The following is a 23,261-nucleotide window of genomic DNA, read 5'->3' on the forward strand; positions in this document are numbered from 1 at the left end:
CACCGGTCGTGGACACCGTGACCGAGCCCGTACTGACACCGGTCGTGGACACCGTGACCGAGCCCGTACTGACACCGGTCGTGGACACCGTGACCGAGCCCGTACTGACACCGGTCGTGGACACCGTGACCGAGCCCGTGCTGGCACCGGTCGTGGACACCGCCGTTCTGGTGAACATCGGTCCACCCAGTCCCGCTGACACCGGCACCCTGCCGGTCACCGTCACCGCCGTGGCCTCCGAGCCGGCTCCGACACTCGCGGCCGGCGCTGTCGAGCGCCGGTCGACCGACCTTCCGCGGGTCCCCGCCCATGGATCACCCGCTCAACCGGCGTCCCCTCCCGCGACTACCGGCTCGTCGGCCGGCGGCTCGGCGTCCGCATCGACCCATCCTGCCCCGTTCCCGTCCTCCCCCCGCCCCGTCGCCGGCGGGCTCGTCTCCACGGCTCCGGCGGAGCAGCTCGAGGCGGGTTCGATACCCGAGCCCACCCAGACCCCCGACTGACGAGGCCTGCCGCAGCCGATGCTGCGCAGCATTCACGGCGATCTATTGCCGAACGTCTCACCTCGTCCGGCCGTTCGACGGCCCCATTCCCCGATGCGCATGCCATTTGCGCACCGGTACGGCGCATTTCCTCTGCGCCCAGAACAAAGCCCTGCACCAATCTGGAAGGGATCAATCTGCAATGAGAAAGAACCTTCGCAATGGCCTCGCCATCGCGACCATGTCCAGCGGCATGTGGCTGCTCGGACAGGCCGTGGCGAGCGCCGACACCGACACGAACATCGGGTCCCCGGTCACCCAGGTCGCCCAGTCGCTCGCCGTCGGCGGGGACAGCGACGCCACCTCGGGTGCCACCTCGGACTCAGGCGACACCGGCGAGCAGAGCAACACCGCCACCCAGAACGGCACCGGCGGCTCGGCTGACGGCGGTACCGCCAACGGCGGCACCGCCACCACCGGCAACGGTGGCGACGGCGGCGACGGCAACGCCACCTCCGGGGACAACAGCACCGAGGAGTCCGGCTCGAAGAGCACCCAGGAGTCCGAGGAGGGCCACCACCACTCCGGTGGCGACACCACCACGAACTCCGAGACCGGGGACGCCAACGCCGAAGGCACCGGCGGTCGCGGCGGTGACGCCAACGGCGACGCCGACGCCTCAGGCGGCTCCGCCGACGGCGGCACCGCCGGCGGCACCACCCAGGACAACTCGGGTGAGAACAACGCCAACACCGGAGGCAACGACGCCAACTCCTCCGCCGACTCCGGCAACGGCGGCGACGCCGGCATCCTGACCAGGCTGCTCACGCTCGGCTGATGTCCGGAGGGGGTTTCCGACTGATCGGAGATTCCCGTCGACGGCCGAATCCGGCCGCAGAACCTGCCCGGGTGTCCAGTGACACCCGGGCAGGCCTGCGTCCGGGCATGGTTTCGGGCGCTCGGGGGCGGCGATGCGCACCCAAGCGCACGTACTGTGGTCGACGTGGGGCGACGGACGGCGGTCAGGGCCTCGCCTTGGCTCGCCGTGGTCCTGACCGGCCTGCTGCTCTCCGCCTGCGGCGACGGCGGCTACGAGCCCTCCGGCCCGTTCCGGCCGCTCCCCGAGGGTGCGCCCCCGAAGGTCGGTCCGCCGCCGACCAGCCTGCCGCCCGGTTCCGCGCAGCCGGGCTCCGGCGAGGAGGGAGGTGATCCGAACGTCGTGGCCACCGGGCTCACCGTGCCGACCGGGCTGGTGCTGCTCCCCGACGGGTCGGCCATCGTCGGCGAGCGGGAGACCGGGCGACTGCTCCAGGTGTTCCCCGACCGCTCCCCGGCCAAGGAGCTGATGGTCGTCCCGGGCGTGGACACCGCCGGCGACGGCGGGCTGCTGGGCCTGGCGCTCTCCCCCACGTTCCTCGAGGACGGGCTGCTGTTCGCCTACATCTCCACCGCGACCGACAACCGGGTGGTGCGGTTCCCCATCGGTGGCACGCCGAACCCCGTGCTCACCGGCATCCCCCGGGGCGAGGTGGGCAACGGCGGCGCCCTGATGACCGGGCTGGACGGCAACCTCTACGTGGGGACCGGGGACGCCGGGAACCCCGCCCTGGCCGCGGACCCGGCGTCGCTGGCGGGCAAGGTCCTGCGCGTCGACGTCTTCGGCCGTGCGGTGGGCGATGGCCCGGTGTTCAGCCGGGGCCACCGGGACGTCACCGCGCTGTGCCAGGACGAGGAACGCCTGTACGCCACCGACGAGGCGCAGCAGGGCCCCGACGAGTTCGACGTCGTTCCCGAGGGCGGGGACGCCGCGGCCCCCCCGCTGGTCGCCGTCCCGGCCGAGGAGGGCGGTCTCGGTGGCTGCGCCGTCGCCAACGGCACGGTGTTCCTCGGCGCCCTGGACGGCGAACGGGTGCACGTCGTGACCCTCGACCAGGAGGGCAGGCCGCTGGAGGACGCCACGGAGGAGGTGCTCGGGGGCCGCTACGGCCGGCTGCGCACCGTCGTCCTCGACGCCGAGGGCGCGCTGTGGGTGACCACGTCGAACAAGGACGGCGTCGGCACCCCGGGCGAGGGCGACGACAAGGTGCTCCGGATCCGCCCCCCGGGCGGCCAGCCGCAGTCCCCGCTCTGATCCCCCGTCGTCACGCCTGCGCGGACCCCGCCGGAGCCCGCTCGGCGCGCACGAACCGGTGGACGACGTGGTCCCGTGGGTCCAGCGGGTTGTCCGGCGTGAGCTCGCCCTCGGCGTACCAGGTGGCGCCCGCCCGGCGCAGCGCGCGCCACGAGGCCTCGTTGCCCAGCGCCACCGGCACGAGCACGTCCCGCGCGTCCGGGTGGTCGGCGAAGCCGCGGGCCACCCCGGCCGCGACGAGCGCGGCGCCCAGACCGAGCCCGCGGGCAGCCGGCACGCCGATCAGGTAGTCGATGCTCAGCGCTCCCGGCGGCACCGGGCACACCGTGCTCAGCTCGGCCAGCAACTCCGGCTCGTCGTCGAACCGGTAGACCTGCACCAGCCCGAACGGCTCCCCCTCGTGCAGGCCGGATGTAGACCGAATCGGCCCTCCTGCAGGGGCCCGTCGCGAGCTCGCGAGCGGTGGGGAGCAGGAGGGTCCTTCTACCACCAGCGGGCGACCAGCGGCTCGGCGAGCCACTGCGCCAGCATCGGGAAGTCCGACCGCCGCAGCGGTCGCAGCACCACCTCGGGCAGCTCCACGCACCGAGGCTAGGAGCTGATCAGGCGCTCCTCGAGCATCCGCTTCACGGTGGCGGCGTCGGCCTTGCCGCGGGTGGTCTTCATGACCGCCCCGACCAGCGCGCCGATCGCCTGCACCTTGCCGCCGCGCACCTTGTCGGCCACGTCGGGGTTGCCCTCGATCGCCGCCTCGACGGCCGCGACCAGCTCGTCGGACTCCCCCATGACGGCCAGGCCGCGGGACTCCACCACCTGGGCCGGGCCGCCCTCGCCGGCCAGCACGCCGTCCAGCGCCTGCCGGGCCAGCTGGTCGTTGATGGTGCCGGCGGAGACCAGGCCGATCAGCTCCGCGACCTGCGCCGGGGTGACGGCCAGGTCGCCGAGGTCGGTGCCGGCGTCGTTGGCGCGGCGGGCCAGCTCGCCGAGCCACCACTTCCGGGCGTCGGCCGGGTCGGCGCCCGCGGCCACGGTGTCGCTGACCAGCTCGACGGCGCCGGCGTTGACCAGCCAGGCCATCTCCGTCGGCGAGATGCCCCACTCGTCGCGGAGCCGGGCGCGGCGGGCGGCCGGCAGCTCCGGCAGCGCGGCGCGCAGCTTCTCGACCCACTCCTCGTCGGGGGCGATCGGCACCAGGTCGGGCTCGGGGAAGTACCGGTAGTCGGTGGCCTCCTCCTTGCTGCGTCCGGTGGAGGTGCTGCCGGAGTCCTCGTGGAAGTGCCGGGTCTCCTGAACGACCCGCCCGCCGGCGTCGAGGACGGCGGCCTGGCGGCGCATCTCGAAGCGCACCGACCGCTCCACCGAGCGCAGCGAGTTCACGTTCTTGGTCTCGGTGCGGGTCCCCCACTCGAGGCTGCCGATGGGCGCGAGCGAGGTGTTGACGTCGCAGCGCAGGTTGCCCTGCTCCATGCGGACCTCGGAGACGCCCAGGGCCAGCAGGATCTCGCGCAGCTCGGTCACGTAGGCGCGCGCGACCTCCGGCGCCTTCGCGCCGGCGCCGGGGATCGGGCGGGTGACGATCTCGACCAGCGGGATGCCGGCGCGGTTGTAGTCGACCAGCGAGTGGTCGGCGCCGTGGATGCGCCCGGTGGAGCCACCGACGTGCAGGTTCTTGCCGGTGTCCTCCTCGAGGTGCACCCGCTCGATCTCCACGCGGTAGGTCTCGCCGTCGACCTCGACGTCCAGGTGCCCCGCGGTGCACAGCGGCTCGTCGTACTGGCTGGTCTGGAACCCCTTGGGGATGTCCGGGTAGAAGTAGTTCTTCCGCGCGAACCGCGACCAGGAGGCGATCCGGCAGCCCAGCGCCAGGCCGATGCGGATCGTGGACTCGATGGCGACCGCGTTCGCCGCCGGCAGCGAGCCGGGCAGGCCCAGGCAGACCGGGCAGGTCTGGGTGTTGGGCTCGGCGCCGAAGGTCGTCGAGCAGCCGCAGAACATCTTCGACTCGGTGCCCAGCTCGACGTGGGTCTCCAGGCCGATGACCGGCTCGTACCGGGTGAGGACCTCGTCGTAGTCGACCAGGGTGTCGCTCATGAGTGGGGGTTCTCCATCCCGGCGAGGAACGTGTGACCGCGGGCGGCGTCCTGGGCCGCCTCCAGGGCGGCGGCCACCCGGTAGCAGCGGTCGTCGGCCAGCGCCGGCGCCATGACCTGGAAGCCGACGGGGAGGCCGTCGGACAGGCCGCACGGCACCGAGATCGCCGGGACGCCGGCCAGGCTCGCCGGGAGCGTGCAGAGGTCGGCGGCGTACATGGCGACCGGGTCGTCGACGCGGGCGCCGATCGACCACGCGACGGTCGGGCTGGTGGGGCTGACCAGCACATCGACGTCGTCCCACGCGGTGGTGAAGTCCCGGGTGATCAGCGTGCGGACCTTCTGCGCCTGCCCGTAGTAGGCCTCGTAGTAGCCGCTGGACAGCGCGTACGTGCCGAGGATGATCCGGCGCTTCACCTCGGGACCGAAGCCCTGCTCGCGGGTGAGCGCCATGACCTCGTCGAGGTCGCGGCCGCCGTCGTCGCCGACGCGCACGCCGTAGCGGACGCCGTCGAAGCGGGCCAGGTTGGACGACGCCTCGCTCGGCGCGATCAGGTAGTAGGCCGGCAGCGCCAGGTCGAAGGCCGGGCAGGAGACCTGGCGGACCTCCGCGCCCAGGCTCTCCAGCAGCGCGACGGTCTCGGCGAAGCGGGCGAGCACTCCGGGGTCGTAGCCGTCGGCGTGCCCCTCCCCGCCGAGCTCGGTGACGACACCGACCTTGAGGCCGGACAGGTCGCCCCCGGCGCCGCGGCGGGCGGCCTCGGCGAGGACCGGCACCGGGGAGTCGATGCTGGTGGAGTCCAGCGGGTCGTGACCGGCGATGGCCTCGTGCAGCAGGGCCGCGTCGAGCACCGTGCGGGTCATGGGGCCGGCCTGGTCGAGGCTGGAGGAGAACGCGATCAGCCCGTACCGGGACACGGAGCCGTAGGTGGGCTTGTGGCCCACCAGGCCGGTGACGGCGGCCGGCTGGCGGATCGAGCCACCGGTGTCGGTGCCGATGGCCCAGGGTGCGAGGCCGGCGGCGACGGCCGCCGAGGAACCACCCGAGGAGCCGCCGGGGATGCGGTCGGTGTCCCAGGGGTTGCGGGTGACCTGGTAGGCGGAGTTCTCGGTGGAGGACCCCATGGCGAACTCGTCCATGTTGGTCTTGCCGAGCAGCACCGTGCCGGCCGCCTTGAGCCGGGCGGCCAGGGTGGCGTCGTACGGCGGGCGCCACCCCGCGAGGATCTTCGAGCCGCTGGTCGTGGGCACGCCCTCGGTGACGACGACGTCCTTGAGCGCCAGCGGGACGCCGGCCAGGGGACCGAGCTCCTCACCCCTGGCGCGGGCGGCGTCGACCGCCCCTGCGGCCGCCAGCGCGGCGTCGGCGTCGACGTGCAGGTAGGCGCCGATGGTGCCGTCCTGGGCGGCGATGCGGTCGAGGTAGGCCTGGGTCACCTCGACCGAGCCCACCTCCCCGGACTGCAGGGCGCGGCTGAGCTCGGCGGCGGTGCTGGCCGTGATGTCGGTGGCGGTCACGTCGCTCACTGCTCCTCCCCCAGGATGCGCGGCACGCGGAAGCGGCCGTCCTCCGCGGCGGGGGCGCCGGCGAGGACGACATCGCGCGCCAGGCTCGGCCGGGCGACGTCGGCACGCATGACGTTGGTCATCGGCACGGCGTGCGTGGTGGGGGCGACGTCGGCGACGTCGGCCTTGCCCACCTGGGCGACGGCGTCCAGCACGGCGGCGAGCTGACCGGCGAACAGGTCCAGCTCCTCGTCGCTCACGGCCAGCCGGGACAGGTGCGCCAGGTGCGCCACCTCGTCGCGGGTCAGCTGGCCCTTCGGGGAGGGGGTGCTCATGCTGCGGTGGAACTCCACTTCGGCGGTGCCCGGCGGCCCGCTCTCGGGCCGGGACGTGACCGGGTCACTGTACGTGGGGCCCTCCGGCCGCCGGGGGAGCGTGAGAGGCTGCCCCCGATCGCGATCGACGGAGATCGGCCCGCAACCCGGCGAGGACTCCCCCGGAGGAACCGTGTCCTATCTCCTGCGTCTCGTCGTGCCCGACCGCCCCGGTGTGCTGGGCGCCGTCGCCACCGCCCTGGGCACGGCGGGCATCGACATCGTCTCGCTCGACGTGCTGGAGCGGGCCAACGGCATCGCCGTCGACGACATCGTCGTGGACCTGCCGGCCGACCGGCTGCCCGACAGCCTCATCACGGTGGCGAGGACCGTGCCCGGCGTGCAGGTGGAGTCGCTGCGACCCTTCGCCGGGCCGCTGGACACCCACCGCGAGCTGGAGCTGCTGGAGGCGCTGTCGCGCGGTGACCGCGCCCCCACGGAGCTGCTGGCCACGGAGCTGCCCCGGGTGTTCCACAGCGGATGGGCGGCCGTGCTCGACGGCGCCGGGCAGCCGGCTCCCCTGCCGGAGGGCGCGGTGCTCGCGGCATCGGAGGCGGCGCCGGGGTTCACCGGGCTGACCCTGCCCTGGCTGCCCCTGCCGGGGCCGCGACTGCTGCCCAGCGACGACCCGTGGCTACCGGACCGCTGGCAGGAGATGGCCATCGAGATGATGGCCGTGCCCTTCGGGGCGGCCCGCGCGCTGGTGCTCGGCCGCTCCGGCGGACCTGCCTTCCGCCGGTCGGAGCTGCTCCGGCTGGCGCACCTCACCGGCATCGCCTCGACGGTCGGCGTCCTCCCGCCGGTCTGACGGCCACGCAGGCCGGCACCGCCGGGCCATCGCCACCGGGCCAGATCTCGGCCCTTCGCGGACCGGCCGTACGGCGGTGAACCGCTCCCCGTCCGGCTACCTGGGGAGCCCAGTTCTGTCGGTGGTCGAACATACGATCGAACGCGTGGGCACCCGGACTCCGTCACGGCCTGCAGGTAGCGCTGCGCCTGCGGCGGGCTGGGCGTCCGGGCCGCTGGGTGCCGTGCAGGCGGCCGACCGGGAGATCGGCCGGCATACGGCACGCAAGGGCGCGGGCGGTGGCGGAGTTCGCCGCGTCCCGACCGGCGTCGGTGGACCGGCAGCCCGGTGAGTCGGGTGCGATGAGCGCCGAGCGTCGTGCCGCGCGGCCGCAGGTGCTGGCCGAGGTGAGCGAGTGGGCCGCGCAGGAGCTGTCGGTCGCGCTGTCGATCTCGACAGAGGCGGCCGGGCAGCTGCTGACTCGGTCGCTGACGCTGGTGCCCGGCTGCCGGGCACGCTGGCCGCGTTGGAGGCGGGCGCCCTCCACATCGGGCACTTCTGGACGATGCTCGAGCGGGTGGGCTGCATCGCCGACGACGCGGTGCGCGCTCGGATCGAGCGGAAACTGCTGGCGTGGGCGGCGCAACGGGTCACCACCCCGGCACAGCTGGCCGCGAAGGCCCGCCGGATGGGGCTGGCCCGGCTGGACGCCGAGCGGCTCCTGGAGGCGCTGCGCGAGCGCGGGGTGTCCGTACGACCGGACCGCCGGGACGGGATGGCGGTGGTCGAGTCGTTGCTGACCGTTCCCGAGGCGCAGGCGATGGTCGCCGTGCTCGGTCGGTACGCGGACCAGCTGGACGACCCCGACGACTCCCGCACCCGCGGGCAGCGGATGGCCGACATCCTGCTCGACCTGGTCATGCGGCCGGGCCAGCACGCCCTGCCGCCGGTGCAGGCCCAGCTCACCGTCGTGGTCGGGGTCCGCACGCTCGCCGGTGGCGACGCCCCTGGCGAGATCGGCGGTGAGCCGGTGCCGGCGGAGATGGTGCGGGCGCTGGCGCGCGCACTCGGCCTGCTGCCCGATGCCGCCGCCGTCCCCGCACCCGCGCCTGCGCCTGCACCGTGGGACCTCACCGGCTCGTCGCCGGAGACCTGGCCGGACTGGCTGCGCGAGGCCGACCAGCGGTGGGAGGCGGAGATGGAGGCGCGCGCCCTGGCGGGCGTGTGGCACGGCCAGGAGGACCCTCCACCGGACGTGCAGCTCCGGTGGTGGAACGAGGAACCCCCGTGGGACGAGGAGACCGCGTGGCGCTCCGCACCCGTGGACGACGACATGAGGCGGGCGCCCGGCCGCGCCGATGCGCCGGCGGACCCGCGACCGGACGCGAACGCTGCGAGCAGTTCGTGGAAGGCAGCGCATGCGGCGGTCGACGAGGCGGGGATCGCCCTGCTGCACCTTGGCCGGGCGGTCGGCAGCGCCTCGGCGGCGGTCGGCCGGGCCTGGCTGGCCGACCGCCAGGACGAGGAGGAGTGGCGGCGTGGTCCGGCCGGCCGCATCGACGGTGCCTCCTCCGATCTGGCGGCGCTGGCCGACCTGTCCGCCGATCAGCGCGCCGAACTGGCATCGCTGCTGGACCGGACGGCCGGCGGGACGCTGGCGGACCGTCCCCGCATCGCGGTGGCCGACCAGCTCACCGGCGCCCTGCTCGCCCTCACCGACAGCGGTGAGCTGCGCCGGCGCGCGCACTGCGACCGTCCGGCCTGCCGTCGCCGACCCGCCTGCTGCGATCACGACCTGAGCGGCCTGCCCGGGCTCGGCCCGCCACCGCCCACGGACGGGTACCGCCCCGCCGCCGCGCTCGACCGGTACCTCCGCGCCCGTGACCACCGCTGCCGCTTCCCCGGCTGCCGTCGCCGTGTTCCGCGGGGCGGCGAGCTCGACCACAACGTGACCTACCCCGACCGGCCGACCGCTGCGGAGAACCTGACCGGCTTCTGCACCGGCCACCACCGCGGCAGGCACCAGGCGCCGGGCTGGACCTACGACCTCGCCCCGGACGGAACGCTGACGGTCACGACTCCTACCGGCCTGGTGGCCAGCACCGACCCGCCGCCTTACTGATCGGTGCCGCCCCCGATGGTCGCCACGGCACGCGCGGCGTCGGGGCCCTCCTCGAGCAGGACGCGGAAGCCGTCGTCGTCGAGGATCGGCGCCTTCACCTGCACCGCCTTGTCGTACTTGCTCCCCGGGTCGGCGCCGACGACGACGAAGCCGGTCTTCTTCGACACCGATCCGGTGACCTTGCCGCCGCGCTCCTGGATGGCCGCGGTCGCCTGGTCCCGGCTGTAGTCGCGCAGCGAGCCGGTGACCACGACCGTCACGCCGGTCAGCGGACCGGGCCCGGCGTCCTCGCCCTCGTCGGCCATCCGGACGCCGGCCTGCCGCCACTTCTCCACCACGTCGCGGTGCCAGTCCACGGCGAACCAGTCCCGGATCGACTTCGCGATCGTGGGACCGACGCCGTCGGCGGCGGCCAGCTCCTCCTCGCCCGCCTCGGCGATGCGGTCCATCGACCGGAAGTCGCGCGCCAGCGCCTGTGCGGCCGTCGGACCCACGTGCCGGATCGAGAGCGCGACCAGCACCCGCCACAGCGGCACGTCCTTGCGGGTCTGCAGGTTGGTGAGCAGCTTGGCGCCGTTGGCCGACAGCGCGCCGTTCTTCTTCGTGAAGAACGACGACCGCTGCAGCTGCTCCTCGTCGAGGAAGAAGATGTCGCCCTCGTCCTGCAGCAGCTCGCTCTGCAGCAGGGCGACGGCGGCCTCGTACCCGAGGTTCTCGATGTCGAAGGCGCCGCGCCCGGCCACGTGGAAGACCCGCTCCCGCAGCTGCGCCGGGCACGACCGGGAGTTGGGGCACCGGATGTCGGCGTCGCCCTCCTTCTCCGGCCGCAGCTCCGTTCCGCACTCGGGGCAGTGCGTGGGCATCACGAACTCGCGCTCGGACCCGTCGCGCGCCGCCACCACGGGGCCGAGCACCTCGGGGATGACGTCGCCGGCCTTGCGGATGACCACGGTGTCGCCGATCAGCACGCCCTTGCGCTTCACCTCGCTGGCGTTGTGCAGCGTCGCCAGCTGGACCGTCGACCCCGCGACCTTCACCGGCTCCATGTAGGCGAACGGGGTGACCCGCCCGGTGCGGCCCACGTTGACCCGGACGTCGAGCAGCTTCGTGGTCGCCTCCTCGGGCGGGTACTTGAACGCGATCGCCCAGCGCGGCGCCCGCGACGTGCTCCCCAGCCGGCGCTGCAGGGCCACCTGGTCGACCTTCACGACGACCCCGTCGATCTCGTGCTCGACCGAGTGCCGCTGCTCGCCGTACCGCTCGATGTAGGCCCACACGCCCTCGAGGTCGTCGACGACCTCGAACCGGTCGCTGACCGGCAGGCCCAGCGCCCGCAGGCGGTCGTAGGCCGCCGACTGGCGGTCGGCGTCGAAGCCCGTCCGCGCGCCGAGGCCGTGCACCACCAGCCGCAGCGGGCGGGAGGCGGTGACCCTCGGGTCCTTCTGCCGCAGCGAGCCGGCGGCGGCGTTGCGCGGGTTGGCGAACGGCGGCTTGCCCTGCTCGACCATGCCGGCGTTCACGTCGGCGAAACCGGCGATCGGGAAGTAGATCTCGCCGCGCACCTCGAGCAGCTCGGGCACGTCCTCGCCGGTCAGCTGCTGCGGCACGTCGCCCATCGTGCGGACGTTGGCCGTGACGTCCTCCCCGGTGACCCCGTCGCCACGGGTGGCGGCCCGGACCAGGCGACCGGACTCGTAGACCAGGTCGACGGCGACGCCGTCGACCTTCAGCTCGCACAGGTAGCCGGCGCCGGCCGCGCCCTCGCGCTCCACCCGCGCCGCCCAGGCCGACAGCTCGTCGCTGCTGAAGGCGTTGTCCAGGCTCTGCATCCGCTCGAGGTGCTCGACCGGCGCGAAGGTGGCGGTGGCGCTGAAGCCCCCGTTGACCTTCTGGCTGGGCGAGTCCGGCGTGACCAGCGCCGGGTGCGCGGCCTCGATCGCCTCGAGCTCGCCCATCAGCTCGTCGTACTGGCCGTCGCTGATCAGCGGCTCGTCGCGCACGTAGTACGCGAAGGCGTAGCGGTCGAGCTCCTCGGACAGGTCGCGGTGCCGCGTGCGGGCGTCGTCGGGCACCTCGGTGAGGTCCTCGCGCTCGGTCGGTGCGCCGACCGGCAGCTGCTCGATGCTGGGTTCCTCGACTCCGGCCTCGCTGGTCACGGAGGAACGGTATCCGGCCGGTACGACGACGAATCGCCGCTCACCCGGTCGGGGTCCGGTCCGCCGGCACCGCGACGGGATCGGGCGCAGCGGGCCGGCGCGGCGGCCGCGCGTCCCACACCGCATTGAGCAACCCCAGCCCCATGAGGACGCCGAAGATCGCGGCACGCCACGAGCCGAGGTCGTCCCGGTAGCTGACGATCAGCCACAGCAGAACGCCGTAGACCAGCGCGGCGACCACGTTCACCGCCCGGAACCAGCCGGGGCGCCGGCGCGCGAGTTCCTGGTAGCGCTCCAGCCGGGTGCCCTTGCCCTGCCCAGGTACGAAGTCCCCGCGCATCGACGCCCGGAACCCGCCGAACGCGCCCGTCCCCTCGATCCGCTGCCCCTCGACCACCGGCTCGCCGGCCAGGAGCGCCGGCACCTGGGCCGGCAGTCCGAGCGCCGCCACCGCCTCCTCGGCGATCTCGTGGATGGTGCCGGCAGCGTCGTGCAGCCGGGCGACCGACTCCTCGGGGCGCAGCACCGCCTCGGCCAGGGGCCGCGGATCCGCCGGAGCGATCCCCCACCGGTGGCGGGCGACCTCCTTGCGCCCGCGGAACAGCACGTACTCCAGGTCGGCGTGGGTCCGCCGCAGCGTCAGCGCCACCGTGCGCCGCCCCAGCGGTGCCGACAGCTCCGCCAGCCGCACCGCGAAGTCCGGGGCGTCGTCGGCGACGACCGCCGTCCACTCGTCGTTCCCGAGCACGGTCGCCCCGTGGTTCGACATCGCGATCGCCTCGCGCACCCGGTGCTCCGGAGCACGGAAGAGCAGCAGCCCGGCGGGCTCGTCGACGTCGTCGTCGTCCACCTGCAGCTCGTCCGGCACGGCCTCCCGGACCAGGGCGAGGGCCTCCTCGCCGTCCCGCCAGTCCGACACCGACAGCGGCACGGTGAACCCGTCGCGGCCCACGAGCTGGAACTCCCCCGGCCCCTGCCGGACCAGCCCGACCGCGTCCGCCCAGCGCACGGTGATCGTCCCCTGCTCGAGGACGGCGCTGACTCCGTCGTCCCCGACGACCAGCGTCGTCCCCTTCGGCACGCCGGTGAGCCGACGCCGCTGGAAGACCCGGCCCGGCACGGCCTCCGCGGACCACGGCGGCACCCGGGTCAGCCCGGCCGGAACCGGGTCCAGGGGCTCGGGGACGCCGAGGAGCGCTCCGTCGCACAGCCGGGCGGCGGTCTCCCGGATCTCCTCCGTGGTCAGCGCGGCGAGCTCCCGCCGCATGTCGTCCACGTCGTGCACCGGCACCCCGGTCACCCGGGCCTCGGCGTGGGCGACCACCTCCTCGGTCCGGGCCCGGGGGTCGTCGAGCAGGGCGCCGAGGGCCGTGCGTTCGTGCTGGAGCTCCTCGGGGCCGGGGCCCTCGCCGACCAGCCGCTGCACCTCGCGCCAGAGCACCGCGGCCGCGAGGTTCTCCTGCCCCGGCCGCACGTCGGTGACGACGACGCCGAAGCGGGTGTCCGCGTCGAGGGGCAGCCGGTCGGCGCCCACCGCGTATGCCACCCCGCGGCGGTGCCGGAGCTCGTCCTCGACACGGCGGCGCAGGATCTCGAGGGTCACCGACCCGGCGAGCCCCGGTGGCAGCTCCGCACCGATGGAGACGGCACCCGCGGCCGCGCTCTCGAGCCACCCCGGCGTGGTCACCTCCGCGCGCCACAGCGGCGGGCGCGCCGGCGGCGCCCCCTCCTCCAGCGGGAGCGCCAGCCCTTCCGGCAGGGGGCCGGTCACCCACAGCGCGGCGTTCTGCCGGGTGAAGCGGGTGCGGGCCCACTCGCGCACGTCGTCGGCCGTCAGGGATGTCAGCGCCGGTTCACGCACACCGGCGAGCCCGGGCCCGACCAGCCCGTACCGCTCGGAGAGCAGGCTGCCGACGGCGGGCGGTGCGGCGGCACCGCCCTCGGTGCGGAGCACGTCGGCCTCCACGCGCAGCCGGTCGACCGGGAGGTCGCGGAGTGCCCGGCAGATCCGGTCCAGGAACTCGCGCACCTGGTCGGGGGTGCCCGACGCGGTGAACTCGGTCCGGACGAGATCGACCGAGGCGTTGGAGTCGTACGGCGTCCGGCCGACGGCGCTCATCGCCAGGTGCTCGACCAGGTGGGTGAGCCCGCCGCGGACGAACGTCTCGTCCCGTCGTCCGACACCGAACACCAGCCCGGCGCTCAGCGGCGGCGGCCCCTCGGCGTGGAAGACCGGGACGCCGTCGACGGAAGCAGTGCGCACGGCGGCAGAGTAGGTCGGACCGGTCGCGGTCGACCAGATCCTCGACGAGCGAGTCGTGACGCTCAGTCGGGAATCAGGTACTTCGCGGCTTCCCGCACGTGGGCCATGGCGGCACGGGCGTGGGTCGGCGTGGCGCCGGCCAGCCCGCAGGAGGGGGTCAGCGTCACCGCGTCGGCCAGCTGCTGGACGGGGAAGCCCAGCTCGCTCCACCACGCCTGCACCCGCGAGGCGGTGGCCTTCGGCGCCGGCAGCCGGGCATCGGTGCCCGGGACGACGCCCAGCAGCAGGTGCACCCCGGCGTCGACCGCCTCGCCCACCGCGTCCAGGTCCTGGACCAGCCCGAGGTCGAACGACAGCCCTGCCGCACCGGCGGCGCGGAAGAGCGCGAGCGGCATCCGCGTCGCGCAGCAGTGCACGACGACGGCGCCCGGCAGCGCGCCGATCACCGCACCGAGCTCCTGCTCCACCACGTCGGCGGCGACGGCGGCCAGCTTGCCGAAGCCGGTGATCGTCGGCAGCCCGCCCTGGAGCACCGCCGGGACCGACGGCTCGTCGAGCTGGACGACGACCTGCGCCCCGGGCACCCGGGCCTGCACCTCGGCCACGTGCGCGCCCAGCCCCTCGGCGAGCGACTGGGCGAGGTCGCGGCGCGCGCCGGCGTCGACGACGGCGCGGTCGCCGCGGGTCCGCTCGAGCCCGGCGGCCAGCGTCCACGGACCGGCGGCCTGCACCTTGAACGGGCCGGTCCAGCGCTCGGCGACGTCGTGCAGCGCGTCGAGGTCGCGGGCGAGGAACTCCTCCGCCCGCTGCTGGTCGATGCCCGGCCGGGGCACGAGCCGCCAACCGGCCGGGGTCAGGTCCACCGCCAGGTCGACCAGGAGGGCGGCGCTGCGGCCGAGCATGTCGGCGCCGGCGCCCCGTCCGGGCAGCTCGGGCAGGTGGGCGAAGCCGGGCAGCTCCCCCACCACCGTGCGCAGCGCCTCCGCCGGATCGGTGCCGGGCAGCGATCCGACGCCGGAGGCCGGCCCCCACGTCGGAGGAGCCTGCGTCGGGTCGTCGTTCTCGGAGCTCACGGCGGCGACGCTAGTCCGGCGGGACTCAGCGGCTGCCCGCACCCTGTCGTCGGCGGGAGTCCCGGATGGCCGCTTGCCCGAGCACCCGGTCGCCGCGATCGGCGTCCGGCTCGTACAGCACGGCGGACTGCCCGGCGGCCACCCCGCGCTGCACGGCGTCGACCCGGATCACCAGCCCGCCGTCGTCCCCGGCCTGCACCTCGCACGGCACCGGCTCCCCGTGCGCGCGCAGCTGCACCTGCGCCCGGAGCGGCAGCCGCGGCGCCGCGCCGGTCCAGGTGGCGGCGGCGGTGCTGATCTCGTCCACGCCGGCGAGGTCGGCGGTTCCGATCGTCACCGTGCGGCTCACCGGCTCGATCCCCAGCACGTAGCGGGGCTGCTGGTCACCGACGCTCACGCCCAGCCCGCGGCGCTGGCCGACGGTGAAGCCGTAGGTGCCGTCGTGCCGGCCGACCGTGGCGCCGGTGGCCGCGTCGACCAGCGGGCCGGGCCGGCTGCCGAGCGTGCGGGCCAGGAAGCCTCGGGTGTCGCCGTCGGGGATGAAGCAGATGTCGTGCGAGTCGGCCTTGGTGGCGACGGCGAAGCCGCGCTCGGCGGCGATCTCGCGCACCCGGTCCTTGGTCATGCCCCCCAGCGGGAACATCGCCGCGGCCAGCTGCTCGGGGGTCAGCACGCCCAGCACGTAGGACTGGTCCTTGGCCGCGTCCACCGACCGCCGCAGCTCGCCGTCGGCCAGCCGGGCGTGGTGGCCGGTGACGACGGCGTCGAAGCCCAGCGCCCGCGCCCGGTCGAGCACCGCGGTGAACTTGATCTTCTCGTTGCACCGCAGGCACGGGTTGGGGGTGCGCCCGGCCGCGTACTCGGCCACGAAGTCGTCCACGACGTCCTCGCGGAAGCGGTCGGCGAGGTCCCACACGTAGAAGGGGATGCCGAGCTCGTCGGCGACCCGGCGCGCGTCGTGCGCGTCCTCCACGCTGCAGCACCCGCGGGCGCCGCTGCGCAGCGTCTGCCGGTCGGGTGAGAGCGCCAGGTGCACCCCGGTGACGTCGTGCCCGGCGTCGACGGCCAGCGCGGCGGCCACCGCGGAGTCCACGCCCCCGCTCATCGCGGCCAGCACCCTCACCGCCGGCCACCCGCCCGTCGGGCCCGCTCGACCACGGGCGCGATGACCTCGAGCACGGCGTCGACGTCCGCGTCGGTGCTGGTGTGCCCGAGGCTGAACCGCAGCGAGCTGCGCGCCCGGTCCGGCTCGGCACCGACGGCCAGCAGCACGTGGCTGGGCCGCGCCACGCCGGCGCTGCAGGCCGATCCGGTGGAGCACTCGATGCCCCGGGCGTCGAGCAGCATGAGCAGGGCGTCGCCCTCCGCGCCGGGGAACGACAGGTGGGCGTTGCCCGGCAGCCGGCCGGGACCCGAGCGCACGACGTCGTCGAGCGGGGCGCCGTTCAGCTGTGCGTCGGGCACCTGCTCCACCACGCCGGCCACCAGCCGGTCGCGCAGCCGGCTCACCGCGGCGGCGCGCTCGACCCGGCCGCCGACGGCCGCTCCGGTGGCCACCGCCAGCCCGACGATGGCCGCGACGTCGAGGGTGCCGGACCGCACGTCGCGCTCCTGGCCGCCGCCGTGCAGCAGCGGGGTGCACTCGGCGTCCCGGCGCAGCAGCAGCGCCCCGGCGCCCATGGGGCCACCGAGCTTGTGGCCGGTCATCGTCAGCGCGTCGACGCCGCTGGCCCCGAAGTCGACGAGCACCTGCCCGACGGCCTGCACGGCGTCGGTGTGCAGCGGGACGCCGACGTCGTGCGCCGTGGCGGCCAGCTCGGCGATGTCGCTGACCGTGCCGATCTCGTTGTTGGCCCACATGACGCTGGCGACGGCGACGTCGGTGCCGTCGCCCAGCGCCGCGGCGAGCGCCTCGGGGGTGACCCGGCCCGTCGGCTCCACCTGCAGCCAGGTGACCTCGGCGCCCTCGTGCTTGGCCAGCCATTCCACGCTGTCCAGGACCGCGTGGTGCTCGGCCGGGCTCACGACGATGCGGCGCCGGCGGGAGTCGGCCTCCCGGCGGGCCCAGAAGAGCCCCTTGACGGCGAGGTTGTCGCTCTCGGTCCCCCCGCTGGTGAAGAGGACCTCCGAGGGGCGTGCGCCGACCGCCTCGGCCAGCCGCTCGCGGGCCTGCTCGGCGGCGCGGCGGGCGGACCGGCCGCTGGCGTGCAACGACGAGGCGTTGCCGACCCGGCCCAGCTGCTCGGCCATCGCGGCCACGACCTCCGGCAGCACCGGCGTGGTCGCCGCGTGGTCGAGATACGTCATGACGCAGCCAATGTAGTCGCGCCCTCCAGGGCGCCTCGGCCAGGCGCTGCGGTGCGGCCGGCGATCCCCGCGCCCAGCAGCGCGGGAAGGGTCAGCACGGCGACCGCGACGAGCACGGCGGGCCACAGCGGGCCGCCGCCGTCGGCGGCCCCGGCCACCAGCACCCCGGCGGCGCCGACGAGGAGGGCCGAGGCCGTGACGTCGGAGATCTGCAGCGCCGCGGAGTTCGAACCGCGCTCGGCCTCCGGCGACTGGTCCAGCAGGAGCACGCCGACGCTGGGCATGCCCAGCCCCATGCCGACGCCGGCCAGCCCCCACGTGACGTACGCCGGCCAGCCGCCGAGCCCGGGGACGGCGATCGTGGCGGTGGCGGCCAGACCGGTGGCGAGCACGAGGCAGCCCGTCCGCAGGACCCGCTGGCGGGGGACGTCGGGCCGCCGACCCTGGAGCTGGGCGGCGACCACCCAGCCGACCGCACCCGCGGTCAGCGGGAGCCCGGCGGTGGCGGCGCTCCAGCCGTGCTGCTCGGTCAGGACGAACGGGATCAGCGCGTCCATGCCGAAGAAGGCGCCGGCCAACAGCCCCCGGGAGGCGACGACCGCAGGGATCCCGGCGCGGGCCCGCACGGTGCCGCGGGGCAGCAGGCGCCGCAAGCCCAGACCCAGGGCGAGGACCCCCGCGACCGCGAGGGCGACGGCGGCGAGGTCCAGGCGCTGGCCGGCGTACTGCAGCGCCGCGATGCCCGCACCCGCCAGCAGGGCCCAGGCGGCCCTGCCGCGCCGCGGCGTGCCGGCACCGGCCGGTTCCTCGCCCGGGCCGGCGGTGAGCAGCAGCGCGAGGCCGGCCGCGACCAACGGCACCAGCCCGAGGAAGACGCCGCGCCAGCCGACGTGGGTGGTCACCAGCCCGGCGGCCAGCGGCCCGATCAGCGCGGGCAGCACCCACCCGGCTGCGAACGCGCCGAACAGCCGCGGTCGCAGCCGCGGGGAGTACGCCTGCCCGGCGATGACGTAGAGCAGCACGATGACCACCCCGGCGCCGAGCCCCTGGACGGCGCGGCCGAGCACGAGCACGGCCATGTGCTGGGCGATCCCGGCGATCACCAGGCCGGCCGCGAACACCAGCACGCCGGCCAGGACGCCGGGGCCGGGTGCTCGCCGGTCCCCCACCTCCCCGCCGACGACCATGCCGACGACCGAGGTGACGAGGAAGGCGCTGAACGGCCACGCGTACCAGGCGACCGCATCGAGCTCGGCCACCGCGCTGGGCATCGCCGTCCCGACCGCCATCGCCTCGAAGGCGATGAGCGTGACGAGGGTCAGCAGCCCGGTCGTCGTGCGCCGGTGGCCGGCGTCCCAGATGCTCTCCTCGACCCGACCGTCCACGTCCCGCCCAACCCCGCGTCGCTGCCCGTGCTTCCCGTTCCCGAGCCCGGAACGGCGTCGAGCGCCGGCCCCCGCGGGGACCGGCGCTCGACAGGCGACCTACTGGAACGGCCTCGCTGCAGGGGCCCGCGCCGAGCGGAGCGAGGCGTGGGGGACAGCGAGGTCCTTCACTTGCGGGCGTTGATCTGCTCGGTGGCGGCCGGTACGACCGTGTTCAGGTCGCCGATGACGCCGAAGTCGGCCAGCTCGAAGATCGGCGCCTCGGGGTCCTTGTTGATGGCGACGATGGTCTTCGAGGTCTGCATGCCGGCGCGGTGCTGGATCGCACCGGAGATCCCGACGGCGACGTAGAGGTTCGGCGACACGGTCTTGCCGGTCTGACCCACCTGGAAGCTGTGGGGGTAGAAGCCGGAGTCCACCGCGGCGCGCGAGGCACCCACGGCCGCACCGAGCGAGTCGGCCAGGCCCTCGATGATCGAGAAGTTCTCGGCGCTGGCCACACCGCGGCCACCGGAGACGACGATCGAGGCCTCGGTGAGCTCGGGGCGGTTGCTCTTCTGCTCCACCACGCGCTCCACGACCCGGACCTGCTTGGCCGCATCGCTGATCGACACCGCCACGGACTGCTCCGTGCCCGCGGCCGGAGCGGGCTCGGGGGTGACCGAGTTGCCCCGCAGGGTGTAGATCGGGGTGCCGACCGTCACCTGCGAGTGCACGATCGTCGCCCCGGCGAACGCCACCTGGGTGGCGGTGCCGTCGGAGGCGATCTCGGTGACGTCGGTGAGGAAGCCGCTGCCGGTCTTGATCGCCAGGCGGGCGGCGATCTCCTTGCCCTCCGGGGAGGAGGGGATGACGACGGCGGCGGGCGACTTCTCGCTCACCAGCTGCGCCAGGACCTCGGCCTTGGGGGCCACCAGGTACGCGTCGACGTCCTCGGACTCCGCGACGTAGACGGTGGCGGCGCCGTACTCCGCGAGCTGGTCGCGGACGCCGGACGCGGTGCCGGGGGCGCCGAGGACGACGGCCGACGGCTCACCGAGCGCGCGCGCCGCGGTCAGGGCTTCCAGGGTGGTCTTGCGGACTCCGCCGCCGGCCGGGTCGAGCTCGGCCAGGACCAGGACCTCTGCCATAGCTAACTAGTCTCCTCTGCGATCGGTCTTCGGACCCGGGCCTTGCTCAGACGATCTTCTGGCTGGCGAGGTAGTCGACGAACTTGCTCGCGCCGTCGCCCTCGTCGGTCACCTTGACGCCCTCGCCCTTGGGCGGGCGGCCGGCGAAGTCGAGCACCTTGCTGGTGGCGGTCGCCAGCCCCACGCTGCCGGCGTCGACACCGAGGTCGGCCAGCGACTTGGTCTCCACCGGCTTCTTCTTGGCGGCCATGATCCCCTTGAAGGAGGGGTAGCGCGGCTCGTTGATCGTGTCCCAGGTCGAGATGATGGCCGGGAGCGGGGCCTCCAGGGCCCAGAAGCCGCCGTCGGTCTGCCGCTCCACCTTGGCGGCGCCGCCCTCGATGGTGACCTTGCGGGCACCGGAGAGCTGCGGGATGCCGAGGCGCTCGGCGACCAGGGCGGGCATCACCGACAGCTGCGCGTCGGTGGCCTCCGCGCCGCAGAGCACGAGGTCGTACTCCATCTGCTGCAGGGCCGCGGCGATGACCGCCGAGGTCTGCACCGCGCACGAGCCGTGGATGGCGTCGTCGACGACGTGCACGGCCTTGTCGGCGCCCATGGACAGCGCCTTGCGGATGGCGTCGGTGGCGGAGTCGGGGCCGACGGTCAGCACCGTGACCTCACCGCCCTGCGCCTCCTTGATGGTGAGCGCCTCCTCGATGGCGTACTCGTCCATCTCGTTGATCACGTTGTCGGCGGACGCACGGGCGACGGTGTTGTCGGCCGGGTCCAGCTTGCGCTCACTTCCCGAGTCCGGGACCTGCTTGACAAGAACGACGATGTTCATCGCGCTGAACCTTCCTCAGGACGCGTTCAGGATGCGGGCACGGGGGCCCGCCTGGCTCCGATGATGGAGGCTACTGGTGAGTAACGCCGCCGTGGCAGGAGGGGCAGGTGAGTCACGTCACGCCGGGGCGCCCGGGGAGGCGGCCCACTCCCCCGTCGCGGCGAATCGCCGGAGCGTCTCGGCGTGCGGCGCGAGGTCCAGCCCCTGGTCGGCCACCCACTCGTCGTCGTAGTAGGTGTGGGCGTACCGCTCGCCGCCGTCGCACAGCAGCGTGACCACGCTCCCCCGCCGTCCGGCCGCGACCATCTCGGCGACCAGCCCGAACGCGCCCCACAGGTTGGTGCCGGTCGACCCACCCGCCCGGCGTCCGGTGACCCGCTCCAGGTGTCGCACCGCGGCCAGCGAGGCGGCGTCGGGCACCCCGATCATGCGGTCGACGATCGTGGGCACGAACGAGGGCTCCACCCGGGGCCGGCCGATCCCCTCGATGCGCGACGGCGTCCCGGTCGTGCGGCCCGGGTCGCCGGCGGCGTAGCCCGGGAGGAACGCCGAGTTCTCCGGGTCGACGACGGCCAGCCGGGTGGGGTGCCGGCGGAAGCGGATGTAGCGGCCGATCGTGGCACTGGTCCCGCCGGTGCCCGCGCCGACGACGACCCACTCGGGCACCGGGTGCGGCTCCGCCGACAGCTGCTCGAAGATCGACTCGGCGATGTTGTTGTTGCCCCGCCAGTCGGTGGCCCGCTCGGCGTAGGTGAACTGGTCGAGGTAGTGGCCACCGCACTCGGCGGCCAGCCGCCGGGCCTCCTCGTACATGTCCGGCGCGCGGTCGACGAAGTGGCAGCGCCCGCCGTGGAACTCGATGAGCGCGATCTTCTCCGGGCTGGTCGACCGCGGCATGACCGCGACGAACGGCAGCCCCAGCATCCGGGCGAAGTAGGCCTCGCTCACCGCCGTCGATCCGCTGGAGGCCTCGACCACGGTGCTGCCCTCGGTGATCTGCCCCGAGCACAGCCCGTAGAGGAACAGCGAGCGGGCCAGCCGGTGCTTGAGGCTGCCGGTCGGATGGGTCGACTCGTCCTTGAGGTAGAGGTCGACACCCCACTCCGGCGGCAGGGGGTAGACCAGCAGGTGGGTGTCGGCGCTGCGCCGGGCGTCGGCCTCGACCGCGGCGACGGCCCGGTCCACCCAGGCCCGGCCGGCGGGGTCGGACCGGTCGACGACGGAGGGCGCGCGATCGGGTGCTGTCACCCGCGCATGATCGCGCACCCCTCCCCGGTCAGGACGGGCAGACGCAGCCGTGGGTCCCGGCCCCGGCGCTGAGCTGGACCTGCGTCGCCTGGCAGAAGCGCAGCGAGATGCGGTCGTGGTCGGCCAGTGCGTGCGGGCAGACCGGGCACGACGTCACCGCGGTACCGGTGGGGACGTCGGTGACGGACGGGGCGGATGCCATGGGACGACCTGACTCTGCGTTCGTGCTCCCGGTCCGGCGCCGGCGCGGGGCCGGCGCTCGACGTGAACCAGAACGACCCCGACGCTACGCCGGGGCGCGCTTCGACACGGCCACGGTTCAGCTACCGGTGAAGGTGGCCTTGCCGGGGCCGCTCTCGAGGAACGAGCGCATGCCGGTCTTCTGGTCCTCGCTGTCGAAGAGACCGGCGAACAGCCGGGTCTCCAGGGCGAGCCCCTCGTCGAGCGAACCGTCGAGGCCCCCGTCGATGGCCTGCTTCGCGGCGGCCAGGGCCAACGGCGGGCCGGCGGCGAACTTCTTCGCCATGGCGACCGCGGTCGGGTACACCTCGTCGTCGGGCACGACGGCGTCGGCCAGCCCGATCTCCAGCGCCTCCTCGGCCCCGACGTGCCGGCCGGTGAAGACGAGGTCCTTGGCCTTGGCCGGGCCGACGAGGCGGGCCAGCCGCTGGGTGCCGCCGGCGCCGGGGATGATCCCGAGCAGGATCTCCGGCTGGCCGATCTTGGCGGAGGCGCCGAGCACCCGGAAGTCGGCGCACAGGGCCAGCTCGTAGCCGCCGCCGAGCGCGTAACCGGTGATCGCGGCGATCACCGGCTTGGGCAGGCGGGCGAGGGTCCGGAACGACTCCTGCAGCTCGGCGCCCCAGGACTGCATCGACGCGGCGTCCAGCTGCGACATCGCCTTGATGTCGGCGCCGGCGGCGAACACCCGCTCGCCGCCGTAGACCACCACGGCGCGGACGTCGTCCCGGCCGGCGGCCTCGGTCGCGGCGGCGCGCACCTCCAGGTGCAGCTGCTCGTCGATCGCGTTCATCTTCGGCCGGTCGAGGCGGATCGTGCCCACCCCGTCCTCCACTTGCAGGGTCACGAACTCGGGCGCTCCAGACATGGCCGCACCCTAGCCAGGCAGGTCCGAGTGCGCCCGATCCGCCCGCAGGCGCACGAACGTCGGAATCAGCCGCCCCGTGGCCGCATTCGTGCGCAAGAGCGCGGCACCCGGGCGGCGTCGAGCGCTCCCCGGATCTGGGAGGTCACGCAGGTCCGGTACGTGCCCTTCGGGACGCGGAGGTCGCTGCCGTCCCACGAGCCGGGCACCGGGCAGTACCCCCTGCGGTGCGGCATCGCCGGCGCCCCGGGGACCCACCACGTCGCCGAGCATCCG

General features: G+C 74.6%; 20 protein-coding genes. 4 read left to right on the forward strand and 16 right to left on the reverse strand.

Annotation, left to right across the window (positions count from 1 at the left end; translation table 11 throughout):
- Positions 1–684: 684 nt before the first annotated feature.
- Together C5507_RS09410 and C5507_RS09415 are read left to right on the forward strand one after the other, a co-directional pair.
- Positions 685–1,320 carry a hypothetical protein gene (locus C5507_RS09410; RefSeq protein WP_130504247.1) on the forward strand — a complete coding sequence of 212 codons (636 nt, stop codon included), beginning with the start codon at positions 685–687 and terminating at the stop codon, positions 1,318–1,320.
- Positions 1,321–1,485: 165 nt separating this feature from the next.
- On the forward strand, positions 1,486–2,613 hold the full coding sequence (locus C5507_RS09415; RefSeq protein WP_104528337.1) for a PQQ-dependent sugar dehydrogenase: 1,128 nt from the start codon (positions 1,486–1,488) through the stop codon (positions 2,611–2,613).
- 10 nt (positions 2,614–2,623) lie between these two features.
- Here C5507_RS09415 and C5507_RS22210 read toward each other — a convergent pair whose 3' ends face one another.
- From C5507_RS22210 to gatC, 5 genes are all read right to left on the reverse strand, one after another.
- On the reverse strand, positions 2,624–2,992 hold the full coding sequence (locus C5507_RS22210) for a GNAT family N-acetyltransferase (protein WP_158657552.1): 369 nt from the start codon (positions 2,990–2,992) through the stop codon (positions 2,624–2,626).
- A 104-nt stretch (positions 2,993–3,096) separates the two neighbouring features.
- Complete coding sequence (locus tag C5507_RS23100) at positions 3,097–3,195, reverse strand: GNAT family N-acetyltransferase (RefSeq protein ID WP_242611122.1); 99 nt, start codon at positions 3,193–3,195, stop codon at positions 3,097–3,099.
- A gap of 9 nt (positions 3,196–3,204) precedes the next feature.
- The gene (gene gatB / locus C5507_RS09425) at positions 3,205–4,704 is read right to left on the reverse strand and encodes an Asp-tRNA(Asn)/Glu-tRNA(Gln) amidotransferase subunit GatB (protein WP_104528273.1); all 1,500 of its coding nucleotides are present in this window, start codon (positions 4,702–4,704) and stop codon (positions 3,205–3,207) included.
- A complete protein-coding gene (gene gatA / locus C5507_RS09430; RefSeq protein ID WP_104528274.1) occupies positions 4,701–6,230 on the reverse strand; it encodes an Asp-tRNA(Asn)/Glu-tRNA(Gln) amidotransferase subunit GatA in 1,530 nt (509 codons plus the stop codon). The genes gatB and gatA overlap by 4 nt, the downstream gene beginning before the upstream one ends.
- The gene (gene gatC / locus C5507_RS09435; protein WP_104528338.1) at positions 6,227–6,544 is read right to left on the reverse strand and encodes an Asp-tRNA(Asn)/Glu-tRNA(Gln) amidotransferase subunit GatC; all 318 of its coding nucleotides are present in this window, start codon (positions 6,542–6,544) and stop codon (positions 6,227–6,229) included. Before gatC ends, gatA begins: the two co-directional genes overlap by 4 nt.
- 172 nt (positions 6,545–6,716) lie before the next feature.
- Here gatC and C5507_RS09440 point away from each other — a divergent pair, with 172 nt between their 5' ends.
- Complete coding sequence (locus tag C5507_RS09440) at positions 6,717–7,391, forward strand: ACT domain-containing protein (protein WP_104528275.1); 675 nt, start codon at positions 6,717–6,719, stop codon at positions 7,389–7,391.
- A 394-nt stretch (positions 7,392–7,785) separates the two neighbouring features.
- Positions 7,786–9,492 (forward strand): DUF222 domain-containing protein, encoded by a 1,707-nt coding sequence (locus tag C5507_RS09445; RefSeq protein WP_278044321.1) that lies wholly within the window; start codon positions 7,786–7,788, stop codon positions 9,490–9,492.
- Here C5507_RS09445 and ligA read toward each other — a convergent pair.
- The 11 genes from ligA to C5507_RS09495 all read right to left on the reverse strand — a co-directional run bounded on the left by ligA (position 9,486) and on the right by C5507_RS09495 (position 22,988).
- On the reverse strand, positions 9,486–11,648 hold the full coding sequence (gene ligA, locus C5507_RS09450) for an NAD-dependent DNA ligase LigA (protein WP_104528339.1): 2,163 nt from the start codon (positions 11,646–11,648) through the stop codon (positions 9,486–9,488). The two genes, C5507_RS09445 and ligA, sit on opposite strands and share 7 nt — an antisense overlap.
- A gap of 40 nt (positions 11,649–11,688) precedes the next feature.
- Complete coding sequence (locus C5507_RS09455) at positions 11,689–13,911, reverse strand: peptidase M16 family protein (RefSeq protein WP_104528276.1); 2,223 nt, start codon at positions 13,909–13,911, stop codon at positions 11,689–11,691.
- A gap of 62 nt (positions 13,912–13,973) precedes the next feature.
- Complete coding sequence (locus C5507_RS09460; protein ID WP_104528277.1) at positions 13,974–14,984, reverse strand: methionine synthase; 1,011 nt, start codon at positions 14,982–14,984, stop codon at positions 13,974–13,976.
- A gap of 25 nt (positions 14,985–15,009) precedes the next feature.
- On the reverse strand, positions 15,010–16,107 hold the full coding sequence (gene mnmA, locus C5507_RS09465) for a tRNA 2-thiouridine(34) synthase MnmA (RefSeq protein ID WP_207225799.1): 1,098 nt from the start codon (positions 16,105–16,107) through the stop codon (positions 15,010–15,012).
- The gene (locus tag C5507_RS09470) at positions 16,104–17,291 is read right to left on the reverse strand and encodes a cysteine desulfurase family protein (RefSeq protein WP_104528278.1); all 1,188 of its coding nucleotides are present in this window, start codon (positions 17,289–17,291) and stop codon (positions 16,104–16,106) included. The genes mnmA and C5507_RS09470 overlap by 4 nt, the downstream gene beginning before the upstream one ends.
- Entirely contained in the window at positions 17,288–18,676 is a 1,389-nt protein-coding gene (locus tag C5507_RS09475) for an MFS transporter (RefSeq protein ID WP_242611124.1), read from the reverse strand. The genes C5507_RS09470 and C5507_RS09475 overlap by 4 nt, the downstream gene beginning before the upstream one ends.
- Positions 18,677–18,843: 167 nt before the next feature.
- Positions 18,844–19,806, reverse strand: coding sequence for an electron transfer flavoprotein subunit alpha/FixB family protein (locus C5507_RS09480; RefSeq protein WP_104528279.1), 963 nt, complete (start codon positions 19,804–19,806; stop codon positions 18,844–18,846).
- A gap of 46 nt (positions 19,807–19,852) precedes the next feature.
- Positions 19,853–20,632, reverse strand: coding sequence for an electron transfer flavoprotein subunit beta/FixA family protein (locus C5507_RS09485; protein ID WP_104528280.1), 780 nt, complete (start codon positions 20,630–20,632; stop codon positions 19,853–19,855).
- Positions 20,633–20,749: 117 nt separating this feature from the next.
- A complete protein-coding gene (cds1, locus tag C5507_RS09490; RefSeq protein WP_104528281.1) occupies positions 20,750–21,880 on the reverse strand; it encodes an L-cysteine desulfhydrase Cds1 in 1,131 nt (376 codons plus the stop codon).
- A 28-nt stretch (positions 21,881–21,908) separates the two neighbouring features.
- The gene (locus tag C5507_RS22670; protein ID WP_165400457.1) at positions 21,909–22,082 is read right to left on the reverse strand and encodes an RGCVC family protein; all 174 of its coding nucleotides are present in this window, start codon (positions 22,080–22,082) and stop codon (positions 21,909–21,911) included.
- Between the two features lie 117 nt (positions 22,083–22,199).
- Complete coding sequence (locus tag C5507_RS09495) at positions 22,200–22,988, reverse strand: enoyl-CoA hydratase/isomerase family protein (protein ID WP_104528282.1); 789 nt, start codon at positions 22,986–22,988, stop codon at positions 22,200–22,202.
- Between the last annotated feature and the right edge of the window lie 273 nt (positions 22,989–23,261).

It is taken from the genome of Blastococcus saxobsidens (genome assembly GCF_002938435.1).
In the GTDB taxonomy this organism is placed as follows: Bacteria; Actinomycetota; Actinomycetes; order Mycobacteriales; family Geodermatophilaceae; genus Blastococcus; species Blastococcus saxobsidens.

Bases quoted from the DNA above. Each gene is read 5' to 3' on its own strand.
- C5507_RS09485 (WP_104528280.1), bottom strand. From the start codon at position 20,632: ATGAACATCGTCGTTCTTGTCAAGCAGGTCCCGGACTCGGGAAGTGAG.
- C5507_RS09495 (WP_104528282.1), bottom strand. From the start codon at position 22,988: ATGTCTGGAGCGCCCGAGTTCGTGACCCTGCAAGTGGAGGACGGGGTG.
- C5507_RS09480 (WP_104528279.1), bottom strand. From the start codon at position 19,806: ATGGCAGAGGTCCTGGTCCTGGCCGAGCTCGACCCGGCCGGCGGCGGA.
- gatB (WP_104528273.1), bottom strand. From the start codon at position 4,704: ATGAGCGACACCCTGGTCGACTACGACGAGGTCCTCACCCGGTACGAG.
- C5507_RS22670 (WP_165400457.1), bottom strand. From the start codon at position 22,082: ATGGCATCCGCCCCGTCCGTCACCGACGTCCCCACCGGTACCGCGGTG.
- C5507_RS09410 (WP_130504247.1), top strand. From the start codon at position 685: ATGAGAAAGAACCTTCGCAATGGCCTCGCCATCGCGACCATGTCCAGC.
- C5507_RS09470 (WP_104528278.1), bottom strand. From the start codon at position 17,291: ATGACGTATCTCGACCACGCGGCGACCACGCCGGTGCTGCCGGAGGTC.
- gatC (WP_104528338.1), bottom strand. From the start codon at position 6,544: ATGAGCACCCCCTCCCCGAAGGGCCAGCTGACCCGCGACGAGGTGGCG.